Below are 14,656 nucleotides of genomic sequence, written 5' to 3'. Positions count from 1 at the left end.
CAAATTCTATCATACAGAGCCCGTCCAGAATGACAGTTTGTTATGTTGCAGCAGCTTCATATTTACGTATTACGTTATATGCTTTATAAAATTTCTTTAATCAATTACATAAGCCTTTAACAACTTAAATGTATTCTCTAATGCATCCTTGTGCGTTCTTTCCATTCCATGAGACGCATGTATTCCCTGTCCGATTAAAGCTCCTCTGATATTATTACCGCCTCTTAAAGCAGCTGATACGTCAGAACCGTAATGAGGGAATATATCCACTACGTAAGAAATATTATTTTCTTTCGCCAATGCGATCAATCTATTCGTCATTTCATAATCGTAAGGACCCGAAGAATCTTTTGCACAGATAGAAACTGCATATTCGGTTCCATTTAGGTCATCTCCCATGGCTCCCATATCCACTGCAATAAGTTCTGTAATATCCTCTGGAATCCAGCTTGCACCAAAACCAACTTCTTCATAATTACTAATTAGAATTTTTATATTCTTCTTTGGAATTACATTATTCTCTTTCATATGCTTTAGAAGGCCAAGTAAAACTGCAACGGAGGCCTTATCGTCTAAATGTCTGGATTTTATAAATCCTTCTTCTGTGTATACAAAATAAGGTTCCAAGCTGATGTAATCACCACTGTTAATACCAAGTTTTATGACATCTTCTTTGGAATTTACAACTGCATCAATGCGGACTTCCATGTTCTTTTCGCTGCGTTCCAGCGTTTTGGCATCATCATAAGTATGAACAGAGGGGCTTTTAGCCAATATGGTACCAGTATAAACTCTTCCATCTCTGGTGTGTATCTTACAATAGCAGCCTTCTACACTCTGCATAGTGTAACCGCCAACTAAAGTAAATTTTAACATACCATTACCGGATATGGAGCGGACCATAGCTCCTAAAGTATCTACGTGAGCAGATAATCCTAAGGTTTCTTGGCTCTGACCAGGAACTGATATAACCAACCCGCCTCTATTACTTAGTTCACAGGAATAACCATAACTTTCTGCTTCTGATCTTACAAACTGTATTACATCCTTAGTAAAACCGGAAGGACTTGGAATATTCACTACTTTTTCTAAGGTCTCAATAATATATTCTACGATTTGCATATTTACACCCAATGTATATCACATATTCTGGCAGATATTATATTTGTCTGCAGATGCAATTCTGTTTGCAAATGTAACTCTGTCTGCAGACATATTCTGTTTGCAGATGTATTCTGTTTGCAATGTAATTCTACTTACAGATGCACTCTGTTTACGATATAATCCTCTGTTTACATGTGATACTGCCACTATTAAAAGAGGTTGAAAGAATTATTCCGTGGCTGCCTTTCATTATTTATATTTTCTTTCAACCTTTAAAACATAATGTCTCTTTGCCATATTTAAATAATGAATAATTTTAAAATTTAAATGAATCAAAACGTGAGAATTCTAAATGAAATTCTACCGAAATCATTTTCGAGTTCTTAATAAAAAATAGTCTTCTCTTTGTGAAGTTATTTTTATAACACCTTTTCTCTTCTACAATTGAATATCTATCTCCACCGGACAATGATCGCTTCCAAAAATATCTTTATGGATAATACTATCCTGTATCTTTTCTTTTATCTTTTCCGACACAATAAAATAGTCAATACGCCACCCTACATTTTTCTCTCTTGCGTTAAACATATAGGACCACCAGGTGTAGGCTCCGGTTAAATCCGGATAGAGATACCGGAAAGAATCCACAAAACCTGCCTCTAATAATTCTGTCATCTTTCCACGCTCTTCATTAGAGAAACCGGCATTTTTAACATTGGATTTGGCGTTCTTTAAATCGATTTCGTTATGAGCCACATTTAAATCACCGCACAGAATAATAGGCTTCTTCTTATCTAATTCCACCAGGTAGTTTCTAAAATCATCTTCCCATTCCATACGGTAATCAATCCTTGTAAGTCCTCTTTGGGCGTTTGGCGTATAAGCCGTTACCAAATAAAACTCCTCAAATTCCAGGGTGATTACTCTTCCTTCATCATTATGCTTGTCCAGACCAAAGTCATAGGAGACGGATAAAGGTTCTTTCTTCGTAAAAATAGCGGTTCCGGAATACCCTTTCTTTACTGCACTATTCCAGTAAATAGAATAGCCTTCAAAAGAGATATCTGCCTGCTCCGGCTGCATTTTTGTCTCTTGTATGCAGAACATATCCGCATCCACTTCTTTAAAAAAGTCTTCGAAGCCTTTATTTAAACAAGCTCTTAATCCATTTACATTCCATGATACTAACTTCATAACGTCCTCCCTTCTACTACATGTTCATTAATATTTCTTCTAAATCTTTTACCGTTTCTGCTATTTGCCCTGCACCTGCCTCTTCCAGTTCTTTACGGTCTCCAAAACCATAAAGTACTCCAACAGAGGCAAGTCCATTTTCTTTAGCTCCGGTAATATCGTAAAAACGATCTCCTACCATAACCACCTGATCCAGTTGGGTAATGTGATTCTTCTCAAGAGTGTAACGAATAACATCTCCTTTTTTCTCTCGGGAGCCATCCATGGTGCTGCCGCAGATATCCGTAAAATATTTTGCTAAATCAAAATGCTCCATAATCCTTTTTGCAAATAATTCTGGTTTGGAAGTAGCTACTATAAGCTTCTTACCGGCAGAAGTTAATTTTTCGAACAAATCCTTCATTCCGGCATAAACTTCATTTTCAAATATACCTATTTCCTCATAGTATTCTCTATAACATCTTACTACTTCTTCCAACTTTTCTTCGTCAAAATCAAAATATTCCATAAAGCTGTCTCTTAATGGCGGGCCAATATGCCTCCTTAAAGAATTTAAATCTTCTATATTTATCCCCATTTTTTTCAAAGCATATTGAATGCCTTTTGCAATTCCTTCCTGGGAATCTGTGATAGTTCCATCTAAATCAATGAGTATGTATTGTATCATCCTTCTTTCCTTTCTCGACAATTAATAGTAAAGTATAAATTTACTTTATTTTATCCTCTTATAGTGTAAAATGCAAGGTATCATTTCCAATCTCAAGAGAGGAAAACTATGAATCTCATTGACGGAATAGCCTCCTATGACGTATACTTAATCTATGTAAAGTACGTGAAAATACAAAGGTACATAGATTTTAAAAGGTGCAAAAACACTGGAAATGGGGGCAATATGGAACATTCATTTACATATGAAACTAAGATAGGTAAAATTACCATTACCGAATGCGATTCACAGCTTATATCCATTGATTTTGGAGAATCCAACCCGAAGGATTCAAATATTATGGAAACTCCATTTATAAAGGAAGTCCAAAAAGAACTTGAGGAGTATTTTAATGGAACCCGTAAAACTTTTCAGCTGCCTCTGGCATTAAAGGGTACCCCTTTCCAGCAAGAAGTATGGAAGGCATTAATGACAATTCCATATGGTGAAACTATGACCTACAAACAGATTGCGGAAGCAATTGGTAATCCAAAAGCATGCCGGGCTGTGGGTATGGCTAACAATAGAAACCCCATCCCCATTATCATCCCCTGCCATAGAGTCATTGGCTCCAATGGAGCATTAGTAGGATATGGCGGTGGATTGCACATTAAAGAAATGTTATTGGAAATGGAGGATAATAAGCATGCTAATGCATAATACGATAACTTTTAAAAGTTTATATTCTTGATCATTTCAAAAGTAAACTTTTAAAATCCTTATTATGAAGCATCTTCGTGAGTAATATGGGAAAAATATCAAGAGAATTAACTTTAAAATACGCACTATTGCAAAGTGTATTCTGGATCTGTCAATGTTTTGTCCTGGGATTTGCAAATATATATCTAAAGTCCAGAGGCTTTGATAACACACAAGTTGGCATCACACTATGCCTGGCTTCTGTACTGTCCATTATTATACAGCCTTTAATAGCCGGCTTTGCAGACAGAACAGATAAAGTATCATTACGAACTATTACCATGGTCCTTATGCTTATGGTATTATCACTTGGCTTTATATTATTAATCATACCTGATTCCTACATATTTATAACCATTTGTTTCATGTTCATAATGGCTATCCAGATAACTTTAGTATCTTTATTAAATTCACTGGCATTAGAATATATGAACTTAGGAATCCAAATGAATTACGGGCTGGCAAGAGGAATCAGTTCCATTGCATTCTCCTTAACTTCATTTGGTCTGGGTTTAATATTAAATTATTATAGCGGTAATATTCTATTACCGATTTTTCTTGTATGTTATGTATTATTCATTGTAGCTCTTATCCTGTTTAAAATAGACACCAGCTCTTTATCTTTGCCGGAAAACGAAGTTTTAGAATCAGATTCAAAACAATCTGACGGTATATTTGCATTCTTAAAAAAGTACAAAAAGTTCACTGTTCTTTTAATTGGAATGACAATGGTTATGTATTCTCATAACCTTATTAATACATATTTAATTAATATTGTAGAAAATGTAGGCGGCGATAATGCTGATATGGGATTATCTCTTGCCATTGCTGCCGGCTTAGAACTACCTACCATGGCTGTTTTTATTCTTATTGTAAAAAAGGTTAAATGCAGTACTCTATTAAAAATATCCTCGTTTTTCTTTTTCATAAAATCAGGTATCGTATGGCTTGCACCAAATATGCTTACCATTAATTTATCACAATTACTTCAGTTATTTGGCTATGCACTATTTACGCCTGCTTCTGTTTATTATGTAAACGAAATTATCGATTCCAAAAATAGTGTAAAAGGCCAGTCTATGGTTGGAGTTGCTACCTTTAGCCTGGTGGGAGCAATCGGAAGTATCACCGGCGGAAGAATCTTAGATACCAAAGGCGTATCTGCCATGTTATTGGTGGGCACAATCGTTACGGGAATCGGCTTTATCATTGTTTGCTTTTCTACTGAAGATCCTAAAAAAGAAATACGATAAAAACTTAGTAAGAGCGCTAAAAAACAAGTGCAAATGTTGAATCTAAATGATTTAGGCATTTGCACTTAGTTTTTGGCTCTGTGACATATTTATTATAGAATCTTTTTTGTAACACTTCTATTTTAATAAGTCAAATATTTATTTCGAAGATAACTTTACATTAACAGGTACAGAAACAACTTTTTGAACAGGTTTCCATACATACATTGCAATTGTAAAGTCCAGCATACTGTGAATTATAGTTCCTAATCCTACAAGAACAACAACTGATAATAGGTATCCTTTATCATAGTAAGCACTTGTCATATTGCTTCCCCAGTAGAAGAAAGTTACAATTGCTACTTCACTTACAGCATGAATTAGGGCCATTACTAGATTAAAAAGGAAAGTAGACTTACCAGTTGCTAATAGATTGGAATTTTTCTTTAAGGCATAGGAACCGATTACTGCAAAAATGATATGTGATAGGGCTCGTAATACAATAACAATGGGAAATCCTGATATTAAAAAACCTAGACCTGTTATAAATGCTACGGATATGGCTACTGCCGGTGATATAAACATGGCTATGAATACGGGTACATGGCTGGCTAGGGTATAGGATGCCGGTTCTATAACTATCTTAGGCGCAATCATTGGTATTAATATTCCAAGTGCACAAAGGAGTGCTGCTATTGCTATAATTTGTACTTTGTTTTGTCTTCTCATATCTCTCCTCTTTTCTGTTATGTTGTAATAACTCCTTTTTGGATAAATAAAATTATAACTTTTAATTTTTATTTATTCTGTTCCTATTCATTGTCTTGCTGTCTTGTCAGCTGTAATGTCATGTATATTTTATGCTAATTATTTTAGATTGTCAAGAGAAATGAGAAAGTTCTATATTGTAATATTCTGCAAATCTATCCCATCAAGTAAATTTTGAATAATTTTTAAATTTAATTATAAAAGCATTGTATATTAAATTTTATAGGTATATAATTAACTTAGGTTTTTATATGTTTTAGAAATCTAAGAAATATTTACGAATATATGCGGATATAGTTTAATGGTAAAACGTTAGCTTCCCAAGCTGGTGTTGCGGGTTCGATTCCCGTTATCCGCTTTAAGAAAGGCATAACTTCCGCCAAGGGGATAGTATGTCTTTTTATATGCACAAGAATGTGAAGATATTGCATCACGACGATAAACCGAAAACTGTCGTATAGATTATATAATCGGCACATGGGAAAGCGGTGAACAATGGAAAACTTAATTGGAAAAGGAAGAACAGCAGACGTATTTGGATATGGAGAAAACAAGGTTATAAAAGTTTTTCACAAACAATTTTCCCATCTTGCCATTGTGGAATATGAGCGTGCTAAGATAATTGACAATTTAGAAATATCGGCGCCTCATGCCTATGAGGTTTTAGATATTGATGATAAAAAATGTATTGTTTATGAGTATATTCAAGGCATAAGTATGCTTCAGTCAATGCAAAGAAACCCGTTGAAAATTAGAATATATGCAAGACAACTGGCTGATATGCACGCTGAAATGCATAGCAAGTCGGTACCAACATTGCCCAATATAAAAGAATCTTTATCCAGAGCGATATGGAATGTACAGTCCATAAATAAAAAGGATAGAGATGCTATCCTCAGCTACTTAGAAACATTGCCAAATGGTGACCGCTTATGTCATTATGATTTTCATCCCGGTAATGTTATGATATTTAACGGAAATGCCAGTGTGATTGATTGGATGACAGCGGGAAGCGGCGACCCATGTGCCGATATATGCAGAACCAGCCTCATCTTGGAGTCGAATGTGCAGCCGTATGATATGTCCACCGTAGAAAGGCTCACACTACATGTTTTCCGAAAAATCTTCTATAGAAATTATATCAAGCAATATCTGCAAACAACAGGCATAGCAATTCAACAAGTAGAAAGATGGCTTTTACCGGTTGCCGCTGCAAGATTAAATGAAGGAATAGAATCAGAGTTACCATATTTAAAAAGTATTATTCATCAAGAGTTGTTGGTTATATAAACAGCACAACTGCTTACAATATAGATTATTTTAAGAAATATACATATGAATACATGAGGTTGTTATAGTAATGAAAGTTCCAGTTCATGGGCAGGCTATAATCCATATGATATTACTGTTCTTAAAAATCTTTTTTCCACTATTACTCAAAAAAGACATAACTTTCTGTTAAGGGAAAGTTATGTCTTTTTTATATGCAAAAACATGGTACAATAAGTTAATAATTTATTAAATACACAGACAAACGGAATTTGTAGGAAGGAAAAACAATGGCACGAGCAGTAATTTTTGACATGTTTGAAACATTGATTACGCACTATCATAGTCCACTATATTTTGGAACACAAATGGCGGAGGATGCAGGAATTCCAGAAGATAAATTTCATTCACTTTGGCGTCCCACTGAACATGAACGCTCTGTAGGGAAGTTAACATTGGAGGAGGTATTGGAAATGATTCTTCGAGAGAATCATTGTTACTCCGAAACACTTTTAAAGGAAATTGTAGAAAAACGTATAGCGGCAAAGGAAGAGTGTTTTAGACATTTACATACTGAAATTATTCCAATGCTTTCAACACTGAAAAAAAGGGGCTTTTTAGTCGGGTTAATAAGTAACTGTTTTTCAGAAGAAGCGGATGTAATCCGAAGAAGCGAACTATTCCCATACTTTGATGCTATTTATCTTTCATATGAACAGGGGATTCAAAAGCCAGATGAGGAGATTTTCCAAAGATGCATGGATGGTTTTTCTGTGAAAGCAGAGGAATGTATATATGTTGGAGATGGAGGCAGTAATGAGTTGGAGACTGCTAGAAAACTTGGTATGAAAGCAGTTCAAGCAGCTTGGTATTTACAAGAAGGAACAGCGCAACCTTCAAAACGAAAGCATGACTTCTTCCAAATAGAAAAACCCCTTGATGTAGTGAATTTTGTGGATATGTAGGAGGAGGAAATTTTAAATCAGGCAGAAAAAGCCGCAAAGGAGTCAGGATGCAAATACGCTTTTTTAGACACCTTCAGCTTTCAAGCACCTATGATTTATATAAAACATGGATATAAGGAACATTTGCATTACAAAATTATCCTGTAACAGGAAAGTGGTATTACTTTACGAAAACTCTTTAAGCGATTAATAAGGGCAGAACATCTGTGGCTTATAATCAATCAAACAAATTGTAACTTCTGCAGGGTCTAATAAAGAATTAGGATAGGCTCTCATTATTTTATTCCTTTTCATTTTTGCAGTTAGTTATATCCAAAAAATCTATTTATGCAATTTTTGATTCGATTAGTAAAAGAAGGGAATCCAAATGAATTCCCTTAAAACTTTATCCTTATTATGAAATATACCTAATATAAAAGTGATCCTTAGTTAAATAGAAATTTTATATTTGTATAGCCAAACGTGCAGCTGCCGACAGGTACGCTGTAACCAAGAACACCAAATGCAACTTTATGAAAGCTCACGCATATGATATAAAGAAAATAATAATTCCCGGCAGCCGTTCTTTATTAGAAATCGCAGCCCCCGTGATTGCGATATAAGTTGAAAGCAAAATTGAATTTATCATAAAGTTTTACTTCATCTACCTTGTACTATTAGTACAAGCAAAAAGCAACATGTCAGGAGTTTATTCTACATGTTGCTTTTTATTTTGATTAGTTAAATATGGTTAAGTTTATTAATGTTTTACGAGGATAAAATGAAATGTCAAAACTAAAAAAGTTAAAATTTATAAGGAACCTTTTTGTGCCCTTTCTTGGTCTTAATAATTCTTAATATTTGCTTTATAGAAACTAAATATTAAGCTAGTATACTTTAATTTAGCAATTCAGATAGAGGAGTATGGTAATATGAAAATAATCATAATGACAGGAAAATTTGGTATGGGTCATATGACGGCCGCATTAGCGCTCAAACAACAAATTGAGAATAGCCATTTTAATGCTGATATCGAGGTGATTGATTGGCTGGACTATGTATCACCAAGCTTAGCTAATAAATATTATTCATTTTATCATTTTCTCGTAAACAAAGGCCATAAGATATACAACATCAGATACCGGATATTGGAGAACAAGAAGACGGATCAAAAGCCTGATCTTAATGCATTTTTTAAAAAAAGTTTTATAAAATTATTGGATGAAAAGAAACCGGATATGATTATTTCTACACTTCCTGCCTGCTCTCAATTCATGTCGCTATATAAAGAAAAAACCGGTTCCTGTATCCCTTTAATCACTTGCGTCACAGATATTACCGGCCATTCCGAATGGATTAATAAGAATACGGATATCTATTTCGTAGGATCACCTTTTGTAACCAATAAGTTTATATCAAAAGGTGTATTGCCGGATAGAATATTTGAAACCGGATTACCTGTCCGATTAGAGTTTCTAAATAACAATTTCTTTGAAACTGCCAAAAGCAAAGATATAAGACAGATTCTTATTATGGGCGGCGGGTTGGGAATGCTTCCTAAGACTTATCATTTCTACAAAGGTTTAGAACTTTTGCCCAACACAGAGGTTACAATAATAACCGGCAAAAATCATAATTTGTATGAACGGCTGGAAGGCAAATACAAAAACATTAACGTATTAGGGTATGTGAATAATGTCTGTGAATATATGAAGCAGGCCGATGTTATTATTACAAAGCCTGGGGGAATTACGACTTTTGAAGCAATTTATGCCGAAGTACCTATACTTGCTTTAAATCCATCTATGCAGCAGGAAATATATAATGCACAGTTTATTCAGAAAACGGGCATTGGCACCATTGTTCATGGCAATAGCAAACAATGTCTGAATGAAATTGAAAAAATGCTGGATTATCGCCGTCTAAATAATTACAAACGTAATATTAGAAAGATAAAAGGGCAATTAAGTAAGTACAACTTAACTAATGTACTTGAAATGACCATAGACAAAACAAATCCTTTGGAAAGTAACGGTTTTAAAAATATATACCATCCAATAAGGGAGGATTATGATATAAATGAAGAGATTAGTTTTAACATTCGATGACGGACCAGCTCCGATTTATACTCGAAAAATAATGGATATATTAAAAGATGAGAAAATAAAAGCTTCTTTTTTCGTTGTAGCTAAAAACGCAGATCAATATCCGGAATTAATTGACCGCATGAAAAAGGAAGGACATTGTATAGCTCTTCATTCCCTGGAGCATAGACATGCCTTTTTAAGCAGCTATCCCTATATGAAACATGACTTTTCAAAAAGTTTAGAATTATTGCAAAATATGAATTGCAATATAAGATACTATCGTCCGCCATGGGGTGTAAGAAATATTTTTACCCGGATATTTGTTAAAAAGCATAATTTGCATATGGTATTATGGGATGTCATGGTCGGAGATTGGAAAGCTGGGAATACTCCAGAAACATTGGCAAATAAGATTCAGAAAAAGGTTTTTGATGGCGCCATTATTTGTCTCCACGATGGATGTGAAAAATATGGTGGAGCTAAGGGTTCTCCTTTTAACACCATAGATGCCCTGAAAATAGTAATTCCAAAATTAAAAGAAGAAGGTTACAGCTTTGTAACTGTCGAGGAATTTTTTAATCATGCATGATCAAGGTATAAAAGTCAGAAAGCAAATAATTAGCGTTCTTATTTTATTGGCACTTATTGTTATTACCTTTTTCTATTATCTTAAAGGATATACCCTTCAAGATTTACGAAATGCTTTCGTAAAAGCTAATTTTGCTTATCTTCTTAGCGGATTGAGCATGATGGTTCTCTTCGTCTCCTGCGAAGCGTTAAATATATATCTTATACTAAAGACACTGAACCATAAAGTACCTTTTTTAAGATGTTTTGAATATGCCAGTATTGGTTTTTACTTCAGTTCTATCACTCCTTCCGCCAGCGGAGGACAGCCGGCTCAAATATATTATATGAAACAGGATAAAATTCCTATAGCCGTGTCCTCCGTTACTATTTTTTTTATTGTATATGTTTATCAGATAACTATGATTCTTTCAGGCTTTATCATGACTTTGCTTCGATTTTCCCAATCCATATATTTTATAAACAAGCTGCGCTATTTATTTATATATGGATTTGTTATAAATACCGGGGTGATTTTTATATTATTTTCCCTTATGTATTCTAAGAAAGCAGCACCTTCCATTGCAGAAATAATCTTAAAGGCAGGAAATAAACTAAGACTTATTAAGAAAGTAGAGGAAACCAGAAACAAGTTAGGTAAAAGTCTTACCTCCTATCGCAAAAAAGCTACGATATTAAAGGAGCATCCCTCCTTATTTTTTAAAATATTGGGAGTTACAATAATACAGATGACCGCTTTAAATTCCATACCCTATTTGGTATACTGTAGTATGGGATATAGAGCAAAGGGTATTCTTGATATACTTACCTGTCAGTCTCTATTAACAATTTCCGTTTCGGCAGTTCCTCTCCCCGGTGCAGAAGGAGTTGCCCAAGGTGGTTTTTTACAGATATTTGACTCCTATTTTCCACAGGACATGCTAACTTATGCTATGCTGATCAACCGTATCATAAGCTTCTACTTACCTTTAATATTAAGTTTTATTATGTATATCTTTACACATATCAGAACTACAAAACAGTCTATACGAGGTGATATTCTTGAAGGAAAACAAAATTAATATCTTAGTTGCAGATGATGATGCTGATATTCGCGAAATCCTTGAAATTCTTTTAAAGGCAGAAGGTTTTGATGTTGTTATGGCTTCTGATGGAAAGCGGGCAATCGAATTAGTTGACGAGAATATTGATTTAATCATTCTCGATGTGGCCATGCCGGAGAAAAATGGTTTTCAGGTATGCAAAGAAATCCGTAATGTATCCATTGCGCCTATTTTATTTTTAACAGCAAAGGGTATGGAATCGGATAAGGCAATCGGATTTTCAGCCGGCGGGGATGATTATATGGTGAAACCATTTTCCAATGCTGAACTGATATTTCGGGTGAAGGCCTTGCTGCGCCGTTGTTATCATTATCAGCCTTTTAACAAAGAAAAGAAAAACATTTATAAAATAGATAATATTATTATGGATGATAATACAAAAAGTGTTACAGTTGACAATATTCCTATAACCCTAACTCCTATTGAATATGATATACTATGTTTAATGATGCAATATCCTAATAAAGTTTTTTCTGTACAGAATCTCTACGAGTCCATATGGAGTCAGGACTATTCTTATTTAGACAATAATACAATTGTTGTCCATATAAGTAATCTTAGAAAGAAAATTGAGAAAGATCCAAAAAATCCACAACATTTAAAAAGTATGTGGGGAAGAGGGTATTATGTGGGTGAATCGAATAAAATCTTCTAAATTGGAATTAAAGCTGATGCTTAAGGTTGCCTCCTCAGGTTTGGTATGCATTCTTATTTACTTATTATTGATTAACCTTGCTGTCTATTATATCGATCATATGAACGTGAATTCTGAAGTGTATCAGGAAAAAATTCGGAATACAAGCGAGGATTTTCAAAATTATGTGAATGAAAACAATATCTCAATAAAGGATATTGGTGCAATTAAAGCCTGGGATAAGAAGCAAAATTTAACCCATATTAAACTGGTTGAAAATAATATGGTTATTTATGATTCCTTAGATTACATTGTTCGAATTACTCCAAAAGTATCCTATATTTATTATGAACCAGCTAAAAGTCCATTTCAGATAATAACCTTCCAGGATGGAAAGGCCAGCTTATATGTAAGTATTCTATTTAAACAGCGGCTTGAGCAAAAACTGGATTATATAATCGGCATCTTTTGTATTCTTATATTTTTTATTTCTATATTTAGCGAATTTAAGAAGCTTGTAAGAGCTATATTAGATATTAAAAAAGGGATTCAGATTCTGGAAGGCGGCAATTTAACCTATGAAATCCAATCGAAAAGAAAAGATGAAATTACGGACCTGGTTAATTCAATCAATCGTATGAGTAAGGAATTGGACTTACAGAGAAAAGAAGAAGAAATATTAAAGCAAAAAAATTATGATTTAGTTACATCCATCTCCCATGATATCCGAACACCGCTGACTACGGTAAATAGCTATATTGATTTAATACTGGAAGAAAAATATTCGGATACCAATGAACTCAATCGATACCTGACAAAAATAAAGGAAAAATCCATTCTTATTAACGACTTGACAGATAACCTGTTTTCCCATTTCCTGAATCAGAATACAGATTATAGCTATAATTTTGAAATCATTATCGGAAATGAATTTATCCGGTATTTACTTAGCAGCATGGAAGAAAGCTTAGAGGATAAGGGATATCAGGTAATCATTGACCTTGATCTAAACGACGAGTTCTTCCTAAAGGTTGATATCATGCAGATTGAAAGAGTATTTAATAATCTGGAGGGTAATCTTATTAAATATGCCAGAAAGAGTGAGCCTATTATTTATACGGCTTCTCTCCTCAGTAATAAGCTTTGCATAACCGGCAGCAATTACATACTGGAGAATAACACTCTTGAAAGTCATGGGGTGGGAATCATCAATTGTCAGGAAATTATTAAACTACATTTGGGTGAAATGAGAACCTATATTGAAGATGAAAATTATCATGTAATTATCACTCTGCCTGTTTATATATTTCAGTAAGCCCCGTCCTGCATGACAGAAAAACTTATATTTCGACAAATATTTTATTAACAAATCAGCTATTTTGTGATATAATCCTCTTTAGCATGTTCCTTCTAATCATTCTATTCATTTTCATTTTTCTAGCCGTTAAATAAGAATAAATACAACTGAAGGTTTCATGCTATCTAATAATTACCGTATAAGGTTTGGAATATTATTTAAATTATGAATGATAACAATTTATATAGAAAAGGCTCTTTGTAAAATATAGGTGTAACATCTTTACATTCCTATACTTTACAAAGAGCCTTTATTTTACGAATATTCATGTCGAAAAACATCTGTCATTTTGGGGGAAGTAATTTTTGAAATCCATAGAAGGATGCCATGCCCAAGATATTAACAACCTCTGTTTCCGTAAGGTTCACGTCATTTCTTAGCCATTTTAAATAAGCTGCTATTATGCCTGCAACATAAAATTCTGCATATAGCTCAAATTCATCCTTTGGCATATCCACCCCATTAGACAATGTTTCTATTGCTACGCTTTTAACAATATCTTTGATTTCTTCCCAGAAAAAAGCATAGGACGGCATTTTTGCAATATGCCGATAAAGATCAATGTCACGTTGAACCAGCGCATTGAGTGACTGGAATAAAGCCAAAACATCAAAAGATCGATCAAAAAAATCATTTTTTTCAAGTATCAAAAGAAAATCATTTATGAGATTTTTATAAAATTCCTTCATGACTGCCTCCGGAGAATCATAATGGAGATAAAAAGTCTTTCGGTCAATATTAGCTCGATTAGCAATCTCCGTAACAGTAATTTTGGAGGACTTATTGTCTTTTAATATTGAGAAAAAAGCTCCTTGAATTGCTGTTTTTGTCTTTGTAATTCTTCTATCCTGAGCCATAAAACCTCACTTTCATTAAATGTGTGGAATATTCCACAACAGTCGATATACTGGCAATTGATTATATTCATACAGGTAATTATAATACATATATATAGAAAAATCAACACATGG

General features: G+C 33.9%; 15 protein-coding genes and 1 tRNA gene. 10 read left to right on the top strand and 6 right to left on the bottom strand.

Annotated elements, in window-relative coordinates; all coding sequences use genetic code 11:
* Positions 1-96: 96 nt before the first annotated feature.
* The 4 genes from RT261_RS16980 to RT261_RS16965 all read right to left on the bottom strand — a co-directional run bounded on the left by RT261_RS16980 (position 97) and on the right by RT261_RS16965 (position 2,965).
* Complete coding sequence (locus RT261_RS16980; protein WP_313134261.1) at positions 97-1,122, bottom strand: M42 family metallopeptidase; 1,026 nt, start codon at positions 1,120-1,122, stop codon at positions 97-99.
* An 18-nt stretch (positions 1,123-1,140) separates the two neighbouring features.
* Positions 1,141-1,311, bottom strand: coding sequence for a hypothetical protein (locus RT261_RS16975; protein ID WP_313134259.1), 171 nt, complete (start codon positions 1,309-1,311; stop codon positions 1,141-1,143).
* A gap of 231 nt (positions 1,312-1,542) precedes the next feature.
* Positions 1,543-2,298, bottom strand: a complete 756-nt coding sequence (locus tag RT261_RS16970) for an exodeoxyribonuclease III (protein ID WP_313134258.1) — start codon at positions 2,296-2,298, stop codon at positions 1,543-1,545.
* Between the two features lie 16 nt (positions 2,299-2,314).
* Positions 2,315-2,965, bottom strand: coding sequence for an HAD family hydrolase (locus RT261_RS16965; protein ID WP_313134257.1), 651 nt, complete (start codon positions 2,963-2,965; stop codon positions 2,315-2,317).
* A 108-nt stretch (positions 2,966-3,073) separates the two neighbouring features.
* Between RT261_RS16965 and RT261_RS16960 the strand changes: the two genes are divergently transcribed.
* Positions 3,074-3,664 carry a methylated-DNA--[protein]-cysteine S-methyltransferase gene (locus RT261_RS16960; RefSeq protein ID WP_331665520.1) on the top strand — a complete coding sequence of 197 codons (591 nt, stop codon included), beginning with the start codon at positions 3,074-3,076 and terminating at the stop codon, positions 3,662-3,664.
* Between the two features lie 86 nt (positions 3,665-3,750).
* On the top strand, positions 3,751-4,956 hold the full coding sequence (locus RT261_RS16955) for an MFS transporter (protein ID WP_313134255.1): 1,206 nt from the start codon (positions 3,751-3,753) through the stop codon (positions 4,954-4,956).
* 138 nt (positions 4,957-5,094) lie between these two features.
* Here RT261_RS16955 and RT261_RS16950 read toward each other — a convergent pair whose 3' ends face one another.
* Positions 5,095-5,664, bottom strand: coding sequence for a hypothetical protein (locus tag RT261_RS16950; protein ID WP_313134254.1), 570 nt, complete (start codon positions 5,662-5,664; stop codon positions 5,095-5,097).
* Between the two features lie 326 nt (positions 5,665-5,990).
* Here RT261_RS16950 and RT261_RS16945 point away from each other — a divergent pair.
* The 8 genes from RT261_RS16945 (at position 5,991) to RT261_RS16905 (ending at position 13,643) form a co-directional block, all read left to right on the top strand.
* Positions 5,991-6,061 (top strand) — tRNA-Gly (locus RT261_RS16945).
* 137 nt (positions 6,062-6,198) lie between these two features.
* Positions 6,199-6,993 carry a phosphotransferase family protein gene (locus RT261_RS16940; protein WP_313134252.1) on the top strand — a complete coding sequence of 265 codons (795 nt, stop codon included), beginning with the start codon at positions 6,199-6,201 and terminating at the stop codon, positions 6,991-6,993.
* A 269-nt stretch (positions 6,994-7,262) separates the two neighbouring features.
* On the top strand, positions 7,263-7,937 hold the full coding sequence (locus RT261_RS16935) for an HAD family hydrolase (RefSeq protein ID WP_313134250.1): 675 nt from the start codon (positions 7,263-7,265) through the stop codon (positions 7,935-7,937).
* A 911-nt stretch (positions 7,938-8,848) separates the two neighbouring features.
* A complete protein-coding gene (locus tag RT261_RS16925) occupies positions 8,849-10,024 on the top strand; it encodes an MGDG synthase family glycosyltransferase (protein ID WP_313134249.1) in 1,176 nt (391 codons plus the stop codon).
* A complete protein-coding gene (locus tag RT261_RS16920) occupies positions 9,996-10,592 on the top strand; it encodes a polysaccharide deacetylase family protein (RefSeq protein ID WP_313134247.1) in 597 nt (198 codons plus the stop codon). Before RT261_RS16925 ends, RT261_RS16920 begins: the two co-directional genes overlap by 29 nt.
* Positions 10,585-11,652: a lysylphosphatidylglycerol synthase transmembrane domain-containing protein gene (locus RT261_RS16915; RefSeq protein WP_313134246.1), complete on the top strand. Its 1,068-nt coding sequence runs from the start codon at positions 10,585-10,587 to the stop codon at positions 11,650-11,652. Before RT261_RS16920 ends, RT261_RS16915 begins: the two co-directional genes overlap by 8 nt.
* The gene (locus RT261_RS16910; protein WP_313134245.1) at positions 11,633-12,349 is read left to right on the top strand and encodes a response regulator transcription factor; all 717 of its coding nucleotides are present in this window, start codon (positions 11,633-11,635) and stop codon (positions 12,347-12,349) included. Before RT261_RS16915 ends, RT261_RS16910 begins: the two co-directional genes overlap by 20 nt.
* Positions 12,321-13,643, top strand: coding sequence for a HAMP domain-containing sensor histidine kinase (locus RT261_RS16905; protein WP_313134243.1), 1,323 nt, complete (start codon positions 12,321-12,323; stop codon positions 13,641-13,643). Before RT261_RS16910 ends, RT261_RS16905 begins: the two co-directional genes overlap by 29 nt.
* Positions 13,644-13,969: 326 nt before the next feature.
* Here RT261_RS16905 and RT261_RS16900 read toward each other — a convergent pair whose 3' ends face one another.
* A complete protein-coding gene (locus RT261_RS16900) occupies positions 13,970-14,542 on the bottom strand; it encodes a TetR/AcrR family transcriptional regulator (RefSeq protein ID WP_313134242.1) in 573 nt (190 codons plus the stop codon).
* Positions 14,543-14,656 lie beyond the last annotated feature (114 nt).

It is taken from the genome of Anaerocolumna sp. (genome assembly GCF_032079385.1).
Classification (GTDB): Bacteria; Bacillota; Clostridia; order Lachnospirales; family Lachnospiraceae; genus Anaerocolumna.
This window is presented reverse-complemented; position numbering and strand designations above follow the sequence as displayed.